This is a genomic window from Chitinophaga sp. HK235, assembly GCF_018255755.1.
Taxonomy (GTDB): Bacteria; Bacteroidota; Bacteroidia; order Chitinophagales; family Chitinophagaceae; genus Chitinophaga.
Window position 1 is genome coordinate 8,297,104 of record NZ_CP073766.1, and the last position, 16,435, is coordinate 8,313,538.

4 protein-coding genes are annotated in these 16,435 nt (G+C 48.3%); 1 reads left to right on the forward strand and 3 read right to left on the reverse strand.

Features of this window, described 5'->3' with window-relative positions:
* The first annotated feature begins 52 nt into the window (after positions 1 to 52).
* Positions 53 to 658 carry a hypothetical protein gene (locus tag KD145_RS32095; protein ID WP_212003866.1) on the forward strand — a complete coding sequence of 202 codons (606 nt, stop codon included), beginning with the start codon at positions 53 to 55 and terminating at the stop codon, positions 656 to 658.
* Between the two features lie 59 nt (positions 659 to 717).
* On the opposite strand, the gene KD145_RS32100 is transcribed toward KD145_RS32095, so the two are convergent.
* From KD145_RS32100 to KD145_RS32110, 3 genes are read right to left on the reverse strand one after another with little or no spacing between them, the layout of a single operon-like run.
* Complete coding sequence (locus tag KD145_RS32100; RefSeq protein ID WP_212003867.1) at positions 718 to 11,502, reverse strand: non-ribosomal peptide synthetase; 10,785 nt, start codon at positions 11,500 to 11,502, stop codon at positions 718 to 720.
* Between the two features lie 31 nt (positions 11,503 to 11,533).
* Entirely contained in the window at positions 11,534 to 15,364 is a 3,831-nt protein-coding gene (locus KD145_RS32105) for a condensation domain-containing protein (RefSeq protein WP_212003868.1), read from the reverse strand.
* The gene (locus KD145_RS32110) at positions 15,361 to 16,419 is read right to left on the reverse strand and encodes an HAD family hydrolase (protein WP_212003869.1); all 1,059 of its coding nucleotides are present in this window, start codon (positions 16,417 to 16,419) and stop codon (positions 15,361 to 15,363) included. The genes KD145_RS32105 and KD145_RS32110 overlap by 4 nt, the downstream gene beginning before the upstream one ends.
* Positions 16,420 to 16,435 lie beyond the last annotated feature (16 nt).

Consider the following 16,435-nt stretch of genomic DNA (forward strand, 5'->3'; position numbering starts at 1 on the left):
ATACTTTTGACGCCCTAATGTGAAAACTGTAAATCAATATATCCCTTATACAATGAAAGTATGGACCAACCCACTAAAAGGTGAAGACAAAATCATCGCTCATATAGATGACATGATCTATAAATGTAACCCCAAAGAAACTGACGTTGATCAGGTAGCCAGAGGACTTGAAATGAATATCATCCCGGAGAAGGATATATTCGGTATCCCTTTGCACTATATTAACGAGATCAGATGGCAGGAGGGTAAAAAATACATACAGGTGTTTTTTCGGGGATCGGAAGAGTACCTGACTATTTATGATGATGCAAAGCGTAATGAAATATTTAACTATTTTAAAACTATACTGCCTGCTTTCTCCTATACAACAGAACGTCAGACAGGTATCCAGGCTGGTAAAAAACCGTTGATCGCCCTGGTGCTTACCGGAGTATTGTTGCTGGTAGCTTTATTTTTTGCCAACAGGATAGAAGCCGGAGTTAATTTTGAATTCGGCAACCGTGCGGGTTTATTAACGGCTGTTATTGGCGTTGCTTCGCTGGGTACTTCAAAAGTATTGCTGATATTCGGTTCTTTGTCAGCCATTGCGGGAATCTCTTTTGTCAGAAAAGCAAAACGGCCACCCGTTTATCATCGGATTATCAAGATGAGAAAATAGTCATATTAACACCTGGGGCGCATATACATGCGCCCCAGGTGTTTTAATAATTCAAAACATTATACAACTGATGGTTGCGATACATTGATCTGTTGCAGGATCGTTGAAATAAGTCCGGCATTATGTGATATATATTCCGGATTAAACATTTCCGGATGCCGGCCTTCTCCTTCATAGATATGAAAACTGTTGGTGGAGCTTTCTTTCCAGTCGCGGTTAGTTTCCGGTGTTTGCCATTCATCTTTTGATTTTACAAGATGTATTCTGGCATTGGTAGTATCCGGATCTGTTTTACCGTTCATGTACTTGCAATAGCCTTCAATTTTGCTCATGGTGTTTTTCTTGAGCACTTCCAGGTATTCGGGTTCTACCGCAAAGATAGACCAGTCTACGATCTGGTAGTAGGCGTGTACAGTAGCTTCCAGCTCTACCGGTGTTTTAGCTTTGGAGAGCCAGCGTTTGAAGCTATCGAGTAAAATAATGTCGGATACCTCACGTCCTCTGTTTTCCAGCTCTTTGGCCAGTTCGAATGCAAAGTTACCTCCGGCGGAATATCCCAGCAGTATCAGCGGTTGGTCGGGCTGCAGCTCGTCCATCACCTGGAAGTATTTCTCCAGTCTGTTTTCTTCTTCGATGAAATGCAAACAGCAGATGGTATAGTCCGGGAAATACTCTGCCAGTGCGGCGTATATGAAGGAATAGCCGATAGCGGGCGGAAGGCAGAAAATGGTTTGTGGTTTTCCTGCGTTGGCCACGGAATAGAATTCTTCTTCAGACACACTGCCAAATTCGGTGATCATCTTTATCTTCTCTGCCAGCGCTTTGATGGTAGGATAAGTGAAGGCGGCGGTGAGCGGAACGTTCACGTCCAGTTCTTTCTTAATCCTGTTCAGTACCTGGATAAGTTTGATGGAGTTACCGCCGATTTCGAAGAAGTTGTCGGTACTGCTGATACGATCGAGATCCAGTATACTTTTCCAGATTTCTGCCAGCGCTTTCTGCAGTGTACCTACCGGTTCATCAAAAGGACGGTCGGCAGCCTGGTGTTGTTGTGCCAGCTGGTCCAGTGCCTTACGGTCAATTTTGCCATTGCTGTTGATCGGCATTTTTTCTACGTGTATGCAGAACAGTGGTAACATATAGCTGGGCAGACGGTCGGCCAGGAAAGTACGGATGGTAGAGTAACCATATTCCCGGTCGGCTTCATAGAATGCAGCGATCTGCTTTTCACCTTTAACAGTGGTGATGATGGCAGCTGTTACACCAATGCCTTCCATTTTGCCCAGTGCGTTTTCCAGTTCACCCAGTTCAATACGGTAGCCTCTCAGCTTCACCTGTGTATCTTTTCTGCCCAGACATTCAATACGGCCGTCGGGCAGCCATCTTCCGATGTCTCCTGATTTGTATATTCTTTCAGGGGACAGGGATAATGTTTCATCGCGGAAATATTTCTCGTTAGTGAGGGCTTCCTGATTGCAGTAACCTCTTCCCACACCTGATCCTGCGATGTATATTTCTCCCACTACATTGATCGGCTGTAACTGGCCGTGGTTGCCCACAATGAATACCTGTTCGTTCAACAGTGGTTTCCCTATCGTAATCCTGTCGTCTTTCGCTTCGTCTGTAGTGCTGTATATGCAGGTTTCGGTGGGGCCGCAGCTGGTAAATACCCGGGTGTTTTTGCATCTTTTTAAGCTGTTGAACAACCCTGTGGTTACCGGCTCGCCTCCCGTTATCACTGTTTTGATATCGGATAAAACACTTAAACCTACTGTGTTCAGGAATAGGGAGAGTCGGGAAGGTGTCATCTGCAGTGTGTTTACTTTGTGCTGCAGGATCAGTTCCTTCACTTTCGGGAAATCGTTTATTTCCGCATCATTCGCCAGCAGTACAGTTACGCCGGAGAGCAGGCTGCACAGGATTTCCAGCACAGACAGGTCAAACGTGATATTGCTGATGGCCAGTATCTTGTCACCCGGAACGATACCATATACCGGTTCAAAATTGCGCACAAAGCTGGTTACGTTGAGATGTTCCAGCATAGCGCCTTTGGGAACACCGGTAGAGCCGGAGGTGTAAATGATATAAGCCAGATCGTCGGGGGAGATATGTATGGGTTTCAGCTGTTGCTGGCTGATGTTTTGCCGTTCGCCATGGATGTTAAACAACGGCTGTGAGTAGTGATAGTCCTTGTCGGCAAGGATCATGGTGCACTCACTGTTGTTTAAAATGTATTCAATGCGCTGTGCCGGGAAACTCGGATCAACAGGCACATAAGCCGCTCCTGTTTTCAGGATGGCCAGCAGCGCTACCGGCATATCCAGGGTTCTTTGCAGCATAAGGGCTACTTTATCTCCTGGTTTCACCTGGTATACTTCCTGCAGGTAGATGGCCAGCGTAGTGGATTGTTGGTCCAGTTCACCGAAGGTGATGCTGCCTGCGGATGTTTCCACGGCTATCTGGTCTTTGTACAAAGGCGCTTTTTCCTGCCACAGCTGAGGGATGGTGACACGAGGTGCGTCTTTTTCGGGGCTGCCTCCGAATGCCCTGAGCTGGGCTATTTCAGCTTCATCCGGCAGGGTAACTTCCCTGAGGGTGATCGCCGGGTTGTTTAACACCTGTTTAAGCACATTGCAGAAATGTTTGACAAACCGCTGTGCAGAGCCTTCTGTCAGTAATGCGCTGTTGTAGTTCAACAGAAAATCAATCTGCTCTCCCGATTGTATCGTGAGGAAGGTGAGATCAAACTTGGCAACGCTCATGTTCAGCGGGAATGGCTCAAAGTGCAGACCCTGATATTCTTCACGCGGCTGTTTGCTGATAAACTGGAACAATACATCGAACAGCGGGTTTCTGCCCGGGTCTCTTTTGATCTGAAGTGTTTCCACCAGTTCTTCAAAAGGATAGTCCTGGTTTTCATAGGCAGCAAGGGCAGTAGCCTTTACTTCATCCAGAAAATGTTCAAACACTTTTTCTGCTGTCGGATAGCTGCGCAGTGCCAGCGTATTCACAAACATGCCTATAACCGGCTCCAGATCGGCATGGGTGCGTCCTGCCACTGGTATGCCTACGATAATATCTTCCAGTGAAGTGTATTTGGACAGGAGGATATTATAAACCGACAGCATCAGCATATTGAGGGTAATGCCTTTGCGGCTGATGAATTCAAGCGCACGGGCAGCGGTGCTGTCGTCGAGCCGGAAGAGATGGTCTTTCCCTTCGAAAGTCTTTGTCAGCGGCCGTGGAAAGTCATATGGCATTTCCATTACCGGCAGCTCGCCCTGCAGCTGCTGTACCCAATATTGTTTCTGACGGGTAATCACACCTGCATTGGCAGGGGAGTATAACCAGGCTACATAGTCTTTATACTGAACAGACAGTTCCGGCAGCATAGCACCTCTATATAAGGCCCACAGCTCTCGGAGGAAGATACCGGTAGACACCTCATCGCTGATGATATGATGGATATCGAAGAGCAGCAGATGTTTTTCCGGATTTACTTCCATCACCGTGGCACGGAGCAGGGGAGCCTGACTGAGGTCGTATCCTTTCACAAAGTTTTTGGCCACAGTGGTGGCATCTTCTTCCTTGCCATGCAGGTGGGTTAGATGGAAAGTACCTTTGGGATGTATTACCTGTACAGGTTCTCCATTGACCATACTGAAAGAGGTACGCAGACTTTCATGTCTGTTGGTCATTGCCTGGAAAGCGGCTTCCAGTCTGTGTATATCCAGTTGGCCATGTACCCAGCAAACATCACAGATATTATGACTGATTTCTGCTCCCTTAAAGTGACTGATGACGTACATCCTTTTTTGTGCCGGAGAGAGCAGATAATGTGGTTGTTCTGCTATTTTGGTGATAGGCGCCTGATGGGCAGACAAGGCGTTGTTGTCTATATGTACGGCCAGCGACCTGATCGTAGGATAAGTGAAGATATCTTTCAGGGAAATATCAGCAGAGAAATTTTTCTGAATCCTGGACACCAGCACCATGGCTCTTAATGACTGACCACCCAGTTCAAAGAAATTATCGAGTACGCCGATTTTATTTCTCTTCAGGATATCCTGCCATACGGTGAGCAAGGCCTGTTCTGTGGCAGTTTCCGGAGTAGCGGTAATGGTACTTTGTGTGTCCATGTACTTCAACGGGTCCTGCAATGACTTTTTATCTATTTTTCCATTATGCGTTACCGGTAGATGGTCCAGGGCGATAAAGAAAGCGGGCACCATATAATCGGGGAGGTATTGTTTCAACTGCTCCTTGAGGTCTTCCAGTGTTTTCCCTGACTGGCTTACATACCAGCATACCATTTCCTTCTCATTTGCCTGGCCGAAAACGGTTACTGCCACTTCTTTTATCTGCGGCAGTTGCAACAGCACGCTTTCTATCTCTTTTAATTCTATCCTGTAGCCACGCACTTTTACCTGTTCATCTCCGCGGCCCATGAATTCGAGGTTGCCGCAAGGCAGCCATCGTACCAGGTCCCCTGTTCTATAGACTCTTTCCTGTGTATGCGGACTGATGATGAATTTTTCTGCAGTGGTATCAGGTCTGTTCTGGTAGCCTCTGGCCACGCCAGCTCCGCCTATCCACAGTTCTCCCGGTTGGCCTACTGGTACCAGCTGATGGGATGCGTTACATACATAGTAGGTATAGTTTAACAGCGGTGTTCCGATGGGCGTATTGCCGGCAGCCGGGAGGGATGTAACCGATGTTTCATAGAACCCTGAATCGACGCAGGTTTCGGTTACGCCATAACTGTTGAGTACTCTGATTCCAGGTGCATATCTTTCCAGCAGTGTTTTGAAGAAAGGCAGCGGACAGGCATCAGAACCTACGATGATCATTTTCAGGAAGCTGATATCTTTCTTATGTTCCCATATATAGTCCATCAGCGGAGCAATCAATGCAGGAGTGGATTCCAGCACATTGATCTGGTTTGATGTCAGCAGTTCGTAAAACGAAACCGGGTCCAAACGGATTTCAGAGGTGCAGATAATCGCGCGTCCGCCATTGGTGAGCATACGTACCACTTCGCCGGTGAACATGTCAAAAGAGAAGCTCGCCATTTGCAGTGAGCGTGGTTCAAATTTATCCAGGTCATAAGCTTTACGCCAGGCCAGGTCCACATTACTCAGGGCACGGTGCTCTACCAGCACGCCTTTGGGCCTGCCCGTAGTACCGGAGGTATAGATCACATATGCCAGCTGATCGGGGGCAATGGGGTGTTTGACAGGCGCTGCATTTCGCTGGGCTATCTCTTCGATGATAATACTATGCGGATGTCTGTTTATTCCGGAAGCGTGTGTCAGCAGCATTTTAGCGTTACTGTCGCTCAGGAGGTAATCAATTCTATCCTGCGGATATTCGGGGTCTATGGGCAGATAAGCTGCACCTGATTTCATGACACCCAGCATGCCGATAATCATCCATTCGGAGCGGTCCACCATGATACCGATGATATCTCCTGTTTGGGCGCCCTGTTCCTGCAAATGTGCGGCCACAGCGTCGGCTGCCCGGTCCAGTTCTGCGTAGGTGATGTTTTTATCACGGAATACAACGGCCACATGGTCGGGTTTCTGTTGTACCTGTTCTTCAAACAATTCAAGCACATTTCTTTCTGCTTTTTCTCCGGGGTTGCTGCCGAAAGCCGTCAGTTCCTGCAGCTCTTCCTGTGTCAGGTATTGCAGTTTCTGCAGAGGTATATTCTCGCGGAGTACCTGTGTGAGCAGGAGCTGCACACGGTCCAGGAAGTGGGTACCGTTAAATGTCTTTTCATTGTATTCGAGCTTTAACGTATAGCCTTCACTGTGAGCTGTTACCCTTAATTCTATATGATTACTCAGCCCACTGTACACCCGTTGCAGGGCACTCATCTTCATTTTCGTATCCGGGGCAATATAGTTCTGGTAGTTATAGAAGAAAGACAGTGGCTCGTCTCCGATGATATGGTTTTGCAGGGCAAGCGAAATATCCCGGTAAGGGTTGGCCGTTCTCTTCTGCTGTTGCAGGTGACGGCACAGTTCCGCGAAGGAAGTCCCTTCATTAAAGAACTGTTGTGTAACCAGCAGCGGGAATACATGGGAGAAAACACCGATGGTGTTCATCTCATGTTCATCGCGACCAGCAATATTTTCCCTGATACAGAAATCCTGGTCAGCAGAGCAGTAGTATTTGGTAAGCAGTACAAAAACTGCTTTGAAGAAAATATGCGGCTTCAGGCCATGCTGTTCGCAATATTGTTGCAGCAGTTGTACTTCTTCACCGGTTACAGGCAGGGTGCCGGCCACCATTTTATCTTCCTGCGACCATGCGCCGGAATAAGATAATGGCTGAACATCTGCCAGGTAATTCTTCCAGAAGTTTTCTGTATCGGTGGTATCAAAGCGGGCCAGGTGGTCCAGCACACTGTTGCGATATGGCGTGTGTGCGGTTCCGTTATATTTTCCAGCTTTCAGGAGATGATAGGCATTGTCTGTTTTTTCAACCAGCAGCTTGAGTGAAGTGCCGTCCACAAAAAGGTGGTGGGCGCTGACCGCCATCACATAATGCTGATCGTTTACCTTAAACAGGTAGTGCTTATAAGGTGGTTTGCTGATGTCCTGGTTTTCATCGCAGTATTTTTTAACAAGAGCAGGGATATCCGCCTCTGTCTTAACTTCCCGGCTAATATCGAGGAAGCTGAAGCACAGTGCTGTTTCTTTTTTTACTGCCTGAAACACCTCTGCATCTTTTGTGAGGATAACAGAGCGCATACCGTCTTCTTCAAGGGTTACCTGTTGAAGGGCAGCTTCCCACATGGGTACGTCCACCGGGTTGTTGATATGGAAGTAGGCCAGGGGACGGAGGCTGTAGCCTTCGGGGTCCAGCACGCAGGTGAGATATATATCCCGCTGGGTGGTATTCAGCGGATAGGCAGCTGAGTATACTGAGTCATCTATGCCCAGGTAACGGAACAGCGCCGGCTGGTCTTCATACAGTGGAAGCGTTGTTTTTTCCGGCGCAATGTGCTGGCTGATGGCTTCGAGTGACAGGGACGGCGCATGTGAAACCATCTCCAGGATGGAAATGTATTGTGCCGCCATCTGCTCTATGGTAGCGGCTTTGAACAGACTTTTTGAATAATTGAAAAGCACCATCATGTCTTCACCGGAGGTAGTGAGGGATGCAGAGAGATCGAATTTTACATCCAGTGCTTTCATGTCCAGTTCCAGCGGCACCAGCGAAAAATCTCCGCCTGACCATACGGATGACTCCAGGTCGTGGTAGCTGAACATGGTATCAAAAAGCGGGTTCCTGTTGAGGTCACGTGCCAGTTCCAGCTGTTCGGCCAGTTCTTCCATCGGATACAGCTGATGATCGAGAGCGGTGAAGAAAGTGCTGCGAACCTGTTCCAGCAGGGTGGTGAAGGACTGCTGCATATCCATGGAGCATCTTACCGGTAACGTATGTACGAACATGCCGATCAGCTGCTCCAGATCAGGATGGACGCGGCCGGCCACAGGGGTTCCCACCGTAATATTCTTTTTGCCGGTGTACCTGGCCAGCAGCAGGTTGTAGGCCGCTAATGCCAGCAGGAAGAGGGTACTTCCTTCTTTATTGACAACTTTCCGGAGGCGGGAAGCAGTCGCTTTATCCAGCGGGACGATATACAATTCTCCTTCCAGGCTTCTTTCAGCGGAGCGGGGGAAATCTACCGGCAGATCTAATGCCACCTGTTTGTCGGCGAAGGTATTGAGCCAGTATTGTTTATTTTTCTCAAAGTCGCCGCTGTTGCGGTAATCATCCAGCCAGGAGGTATAATCCCTGTACTGAATTTTCAGCGGCGGTAATTGTTCCGACAGATAGAATGCCTGTAAGTCTTTCATGAATACCTCCATGGAGATGCCATCAGAGATAATATGATGCATATCAAAGAGCAGTATGCCGGCGTTGTCGTTCTTTTGAATAAAGAGGGCCCGCAACATAGGTGGGTTGCTCAAATCAAAAGGACGAACGAGATTGGTGATATATGCTCTGAAATCAGGCTGCTCATCATGGACAACGCTTATTTCAAAAGGCACTTCATCGGCAATATGCTGCATGATTACTTCGTCGGTGAAACTAAAGCCGGTTCTCAGTATGGCATGTCTCTGCATAAGGGCTTTCAGCGCCGCTTCCAGCCGGGGAATATCCGGTTTGCCGATCACCTCGAAGGAAGAAGGCATATTGTAGTTAATAGCCTCTTTGTTCAGCAGGTAGCTCAGGTAGATGCCCCTTTGTGAGAAGGAAGCAGGAGAGTGGCTGGTAACAGCGGCAACAGGTATTTCGAACCGTACCGATTGTTCTGCCTGCCGGATGTATGCCGCCAGTTGTTTGATAGTACCATTTACAAATACCTGCCGCAACGGAATTTCCACATGCAGGTCACGAAGGATAATGGTGATGAGTTTGGCCGCTTTCAGCGAGTGGCCACCCAGTTCAAAGAAATTATCGTTAGTGCCGATCTGACGGATGTTTAAAAGTTCCTGCCAGATGGCCAGCAGCTGCTCTTCCAGCTGATTGGCCGGTTGTTCCTCTGCACTGATGACTCTTTCCTGCTGTGCAGGATGTGGTAATTTTTTAAAATCCGTTTTACCGTTGCTGGTAACGGGGATCTTTTCCAGCATCACAAATCTTGCAGGGATCATGTATTCCGGCAGCTGTGCTGATAAGGCTGCGCGTATGGCGGTGATATTAGTTTCCCCAGCGGGTACTACCCAGGCGCAGAGGTATTTGCTGCCGTTATCATCTGTCAGTGGTGCTACCACTGCCTCTTTTACGGCAGGCTGTTGTTGCAGGATGGTGGCTATTTCTCCCGGCTCTATGCGGTAGCCACGGATTTTTACCTGGTTGTCTTTTCTGCCAATAAACTGGATGTTCCCGTCTGGTGTCCATCTGGCGAGGTCGCCGGAGAGATACATCTTTTGACCCGGATGAAAAGGATCATCCACAAATTTGGCAGCAGTAAGGGTTTCATTGTTGAGATAGCCCAGTGTTACACCAGCTCCGGCAATACAGAGTTCACCGGGCACTCCTGCGGGAACAGGTTCCAGCGCATTGTTCAGGATGTAAATCCGGCAGTTGGGTATCGGTTTTCCGATGGATACATTTTCTCCGGAAGGTAGTGCCGGCTTGTATTTCATCGTAGTAACGATAACGGTTGTTTCCGTAGGGCCGTAAACGTTAAGGATATCTATTCCCTTTATCAGACTGGCATAATCATACAGGATATGATCGATAACAGATTCTGCGCCTACAAACAACTTATTGAGTGCAAGGGGTTTGTTTTGCTGTTTAAGTTGATCGTATACTTCTTTCAGCAACACCGGCGGAATATAAGCGAAGGTGATATTTTCCGCTTGCAGGAATCCGGCCAGTTTAGCTGCATCGAAGAGGCGGCTTTTATCCAGTACCACCAGGGTGGCGCCACTGGTGAGGGCTACGAATATTTCCGCGATGCTGGCATCAAATGAGATATTGGCCAGGGCCAGTACACGGTCGCTGGTGTCAATGCCTTTATTGAAAAGACCTTTGTAGGCCACTATAAAATTGGTAACGCCGCTGTGTTTTACGGCAATGCCTTTGGGACGGCCGGTAGAGCCGGAAGTATAGATAACATAAGCCGGATCTTCCGGAGCATTATGGATCGTGAAATCCGCTAACGCTTTATCTCCCTTGATTCCATCCAGCAGCAACAGATGACCGGCTTCGTTGCTGAAGCAGTCCTGTTTTTCGCTGTACACCTGGCGGGTGGTAAGAATAAATTTGGCAGCACTGTCTTTCAGGATATACTGAATGCGTTCATCCGGATAGTCAGCATCTACCGGCAGATAAGCTGCTCCGGCTTTTAATACACCCAGCATGCCGGTGATCATCATTTCGGAACGATCACAAACCAGGGCTACTACGTCTTTAGGACCGATGCCGCTGTCTTTCAGCAGGGTGGCCAGTTGCAGGGCATGCTGCCATAAGGCATGATAGGTCAGTTGTTTGTCTTCATACTGTACTGCCACTTGCTCGGGATGCAGTTTCGCTTGTTTTTCGAATAATGCCAGGATGGTCTGGTCTTTCTCTGCGAAGTCAACAGCTGTATCATTGAATGTTTCCAGCAGTTGTTGTTTTTCTGCGGAGGAAAGGAAAGTGACGTCTTCCACTTTGGAGCCAGGTTGACTGACAATGAACTGCAGTACCTGATGCAAATGAACGCCCATCTGTGTGATAAACCAGGCGGCGTATTTGCCGGTATGATGGATTTCCAGTTCAAACGAAGTGGCTGTTCTACGGAAGTCGAAGGAGAGCTTCGACTGTTCGCGGTAGCTGTTGGCACCTGTTAACGGAAAGTAGGAAAAGGCGTAATTGAACAGGTCTCTGGGAGAGCCATGCAGCGCCTGATATTTTTCTGAGAATTTATCAAAAGGATAATCCCGGTGAGAATAGGCAGTTTTCAGCTCTTCCTGGAATGATTGAAGCAGCTGTTTGATGGTGGTACCTGACTGAATATTGGCAGACAGGAATACCGGGGCAGCGGAAGTATCTCCGTTGGACAGCACTGGTGCAGGACCTGCTATCAGCAGTTCTGTTGCAGCTGTGTATTTATGCAGAAAGATGGATAACGCAGTGACTAAAAACACATAGATACCGGTATCCTGATCATTGCATATTTTTTTCAGCGCAGCTGCAGTGGCTTCATCCAGCGCGAAGGTCTGACTGCCGGGAGCAACAGGGGTAATGGATGTACCACTTATTTCAGACAGTTCCGGTTTTCCGGTTTTCTCCAACCAATAGTCGGTAGCAATTTTATATTGAAGTGTTTTGTTCATGTCTGTAATCTATTTTGTGGGAAATATTCGGTTAAAAATTAAAAGCGATATCCAGGCTTTCTGGTTTGCTGGTGATTTCTTCCGGAATTCTCCAGGAGAGCGTATGGATAGCAGATGCCGGGTTGTTGAGAATATCCTGCAGTAATACCAGGAACCGTTCTTTCATCAGCAGAATGCTTTCTTCTTCAAACAAGGCTGTACTGTATTCAATTTTCACGGGCCAGTCACCTGCACGTTCATTGACTTCCATGGTCAGATCAAACTGGGCAGTACCGGTGCGCAGCGGGCAGGGGGCGATGGTAAGTCCATCCAGCCGGATATCCGGGATATCGAGGTTTTGCAGCACAAATACTACATCGAACAAGGGGTTACGGGATGGATCCTTTTTACTGTCCAGTTTTTCCACTAATACAGCAAAAGGATAATCCTGGTGCTCGAAGGCGTTCAGTGCATTTTCCTTGACTTCTTCCAGCAGCTGGATAAAAGTTTTTTCGGCCGCAGGTTTGTTTCTGAGTACCAGCGTATTCACAAACATGCCTACTATGTTATCGAGGTCACTGTGGGAGCGGCCTGCCACCGGAGAGCCTACCAGTATATCTTCCTGCCCGGTATATTTATGCAGCAGGATATTGTATGCTGCCAGCAGTACCATAAAAGGTGTAGTGCCGGTGCTGACAGCCAGCTCCTGAATACTTTGTACCTGTTGCGCAGGAAGGAGGAAGTGCAGCTTTTCACCGGCGAAAGATTGTACTGCGGGTCTTGGTTTATCTGTTGGCATTTGCAAAACAGGCAAGGCACCGGACAGTTGTTTTGTCCAGAAGTCCTCCAGCCGGGCGAGCCCACCATCGTTGAAGAGTTCCTGCTGCCATGCTGTATAGTCCTTATACTGGACAGTCAGCGGAGACAGTGTTTCGCCATGGTATAATTGTACCAGTTCACTGATGAAAACGCCTAATGATACACCATCAGAGATGATGTGGTGCATATCAAACAACAGCAGATGTTTATCCGCTGCCAGTGTGGCCGTCCCTGCTCTGAATAAAGGTGCACGGGTAAGGTCAAATGGCTGGATAAATTGTTCCAGTGCGGCTTCCGGTGTATCACATCCTGTTATCCGCTGCAGGGAAAAATCTACTTTCTCATGTATTACCTGTACGGGCCTGGCTTGTTTTTCATGGAAGCTGGTACGGAGGCTTTCATGTCTCTGGCAGAGTGTACGGAAGACGGATTCCAGTTTGTTGAAATCAGGTGTGCCTTCCAGCAACAGGGCAGAGGGGAGGTTGTAGGCCGTCAGGCTTGCGTCGGACTGCTGTATCAGCCAGAGGCGTGTTTGCGCTTCAGCCAGAGGATAATACTCCTGTATAGCCGCGGGGCGTATAGGCTTGTACGTTACCTGTTGTGCGCCGCTGGCCAGCAGTTCTTCTACGCCTTTGGCCAGTGTTTTCACCGTGGCAAATGCGAAGATATCCTTGAGTATGAGTTTGATGCCAAATTCTCTTTCGATGATGGAAATTACCTTGGTGGCCATGAGGGAATGACCGCCAATTCTGAAGAAATCATCATCGAGAGAAAGTTCATCGAGTTTCAGCACTGCTATCCAGATGGAGGCGATTTTCTTTTCCATCTCAGACCAGTTGTCACGGATTACGGCTGACAGCTGGATTGTTTCTTCGGCTGGAGATTGATCAGCACTGCTTACCGGGCAGCTGGCAGCATCAGCGTTGGCATAGGCATCCAGCGGCAGTGGCTCTCTGAGCCAGCAGCGTGTTTTCTCGAAATGATAAGCCGGCAGGGTTACTTTTCGTGCGTCCGTGGCCGTATAGTACCTTGCCCAGTCAATGGGGAACTGTTGGAGGTACAGCGCCTGAAAGATTTCCAGCGGAGATTGATGGACAGCTATGACCTGATACAGGAATTCCTTATCCGGATAATTCATCTGCCGCAGTCCGGCAGAGAGGCATCCTTCAGGGCCCAGCTCAATGAACAGCACTTTGCAGGTAGCTGTCTCCCGTTCTATCAGGTTGATGAGCCGCTGCTCCAGTCCGGGGATGGCAGTATCTTCTTCGGCACATTGCTGTATGGCTTCTTCCAGCGACATTTCGCTCAGGGCTACTGCTACGATGAGGTCACCTGTTCCGGTGCCGAGGAGATGTTCTGTTGTGAGTCCTTTCCCTTCTGCAAAACGATACAGGGCATATTGCAGCACAAAGCGGTTAATAGCCGCATTGGTGCTGGTATAATACTGTCTGCATTCGTCGGCATATTTTTTTAATTCCGGTTCACTATTCAGTATTGTTTGCAGGTATTGATCGCTCACCACTGCGTCTCCGGAGAAGAGGAAGATGATTTTTCCGGCGGCTTCTCTGGCTGTGTTTTCCCGGCTGTTTTTTAATTGTTCCATTAATGCTGCTTTGGAAGAAGCGATGATGGAAAGCCGGTGTGGGAAATGTTTGCGGCCATTGTTCAAAGTATAACTGATGTCCGGCAAGGCGGCACTGTGGGGCTGCGAGAGGTAGGCCGCAAAAGTACTCAGATATCCCTGCAGGCTGTTGGATGACCTGGCGGAGAAGTTGAACAGATAAGTGCCGGAAACATCGGTCTGTACGGGGTTAACAGGTGCTTCTTCCAGGAGCACATGACAGTTGGTGCCACTGAGGCCAAAGGAACTGACACCTGCTCTTCTTGGGAAAGGTGCGTTCCAGGGTGTATAATCAGTGTTGATGTAGGTTGCTGAATTTTTAAAATCGATGAAGGGGTTAGGCTCATCAAAATGGATGGAAGGATACAGCTCTTTATGATACAGCGACAGGACGGCCTTTATCAGTCCTGAAATACCCGCTGCGCTGCCTGTATGACCGATGTTGCTTTTGATGGAAGATACCGCACAACTTTGTTTGTTGGCGGTGAAATCCTTAAAGGCAAGGTCCATACCGGCTATTTCAATAGGGTCGCCGAGTTTGGTGCCGCTACCATGTGCTTCTATATAGGAAACGGTACCGGGGTCTATTTCTCCTTTAGTCCATGCTTTCCTGATAACCTCCGATTGTGCCTGGCTGCTGGGGGCGGTGAGACTACCGGACAGCTGGGCATCCTGGTTGGCGGCGCTGCCTTTAATGACTGCATAGATGATATCCTTATCAGCCAGTGCCTGGTCCAGCGGTTTCAGTAAAATGCATCCTACTGCCTCGCCGGCGCCCGTCCCATCTGCTTTTGCAGAAAAGCTCCGGGTCTTGCCATCTCTGGACATAATACCCAGATCAGGATTGTTGGTTTTTTCTGCAGGGAATAATATCAGTCGTACACCGCATGCCAGCGCGTAAGCGGCGTCTCCGCTGTTCAGTTCCTTGCAGGCCATATGGATGGCGAGCAGGGAAGAAGAGCAGGCAGTGTCCAGCATGGTGGCAGTACCTCTGAAATTGAAGAAACGGGAAATTCTACCTGCGGTGGTAGCATTGGTATTGCCGGTGATAATAGTAGGATCAAAACGTTCTGCCAGCTTAGCGTATTCCTGTTCTGTGTCACCGATGAAAACTGCTGTTTCCGTGCCGTTAAAAAAATCGGCCTGATAACCGGCGTTTTCGAGGGTTTCATATACCACTTCCAGCAGCAGGCGCTGGTGAGGGTCCATGTATTCTGCTTCTGCTTTGGAGATATTGAAGAATTTATAATCGAATTTGTCGACATCTTCAATAAAACCCACTTCCATAAATGATTTGCCGGCCGCCAGGGTGGTGGCGGATTTTCTTTCCGGGGAATAATCCCTTACACTGTCTCTGCCTGCTATCAGGTTCTGGCGGAGTGCCGCGATGTTGGCAGCTTCGGGGAATTTTCCTGCCATTCCTATGATTGCAATATCTCTCATGATTCCTGGATTGAAAGGTGTATATAATCAGGGTAGGTGACGTAATCGGTGAGCGGATGGGTGAGGAGTACACCACCATTATCCAGTTTGCCGCCTTCAGTAAAACCGGCAAATTTGTAGGTGATATACATCACACGGTTCCTGTCTGTAGGCAGGAATTCCGCTACCAGCTGGTATCCTTTTTTCTTTGCAAGGTTCATGATATAATTCAGCAATACGGTCCCAACGCCGCGGGACATCACCCTGCACGACATCAGCAGCAGTTTTAAAGTCCACGTATCGTTGCTGCGCTCAACCATGGCAACGCCTATCTTTCCGTAGGAGCCGTATTTATCGGTCAGCTCCGCTACAAAAAGATGATGGTCCGGCGATTTAATCAGCGCTTCCAGCTCTTCATAAGAGTAGGAATAGCCGGTGGCATTTAACTGGTTGGTGCGTACTGTTAATTCCTCTACCCGCTGTAAATCGCTTACCGTAGCGGGTTGTATAGAAAAGGTGAGTTGCAGGGATTCGAGGAATTGTTTATTGTTGCCTATTTCCTGTTCTTCCTGGTTTCTGATATCATCGCTGAGATACATTTTTCTTCTCTCCGCAGATTCCGTGGTGATGAAGCGTGGTTTGCACTGCTGTAGCAGGTTGGCTATACTGTCTACATCGAGGCAGGTCACCTGTTCATGCACAAAAGAAACTTCATCGCGTTCAAAAGGCTGGTCATCAATAAACAGGATGGCATCCATCCCGATATTCAGTTTTTCTTTTATCCTCGCGATGGAGTTGGATTTCAGGTCCCAGCTGATCTGCGGATACAGGAAGTATTCACTGATGCCGAATTTTTCCAGCATCTGCATGGCATCATCGTGGTTATTTTTGCTGGCGATAGAGTTGATGATACCCCAGCTGTCGAGGGTTTTTAAAATATCGGTAATATTTTCTCTCAATACCAGCTGATCATTTTCTGAAAGGATACCATGCCACATGGTATGGTCCAGGTCCCATACCACACATTTCACCGTTTTGCGTTTGGGTTCTTTTGTATGGTTAACTACGTCTTTCATAATCGTTTAATTACAG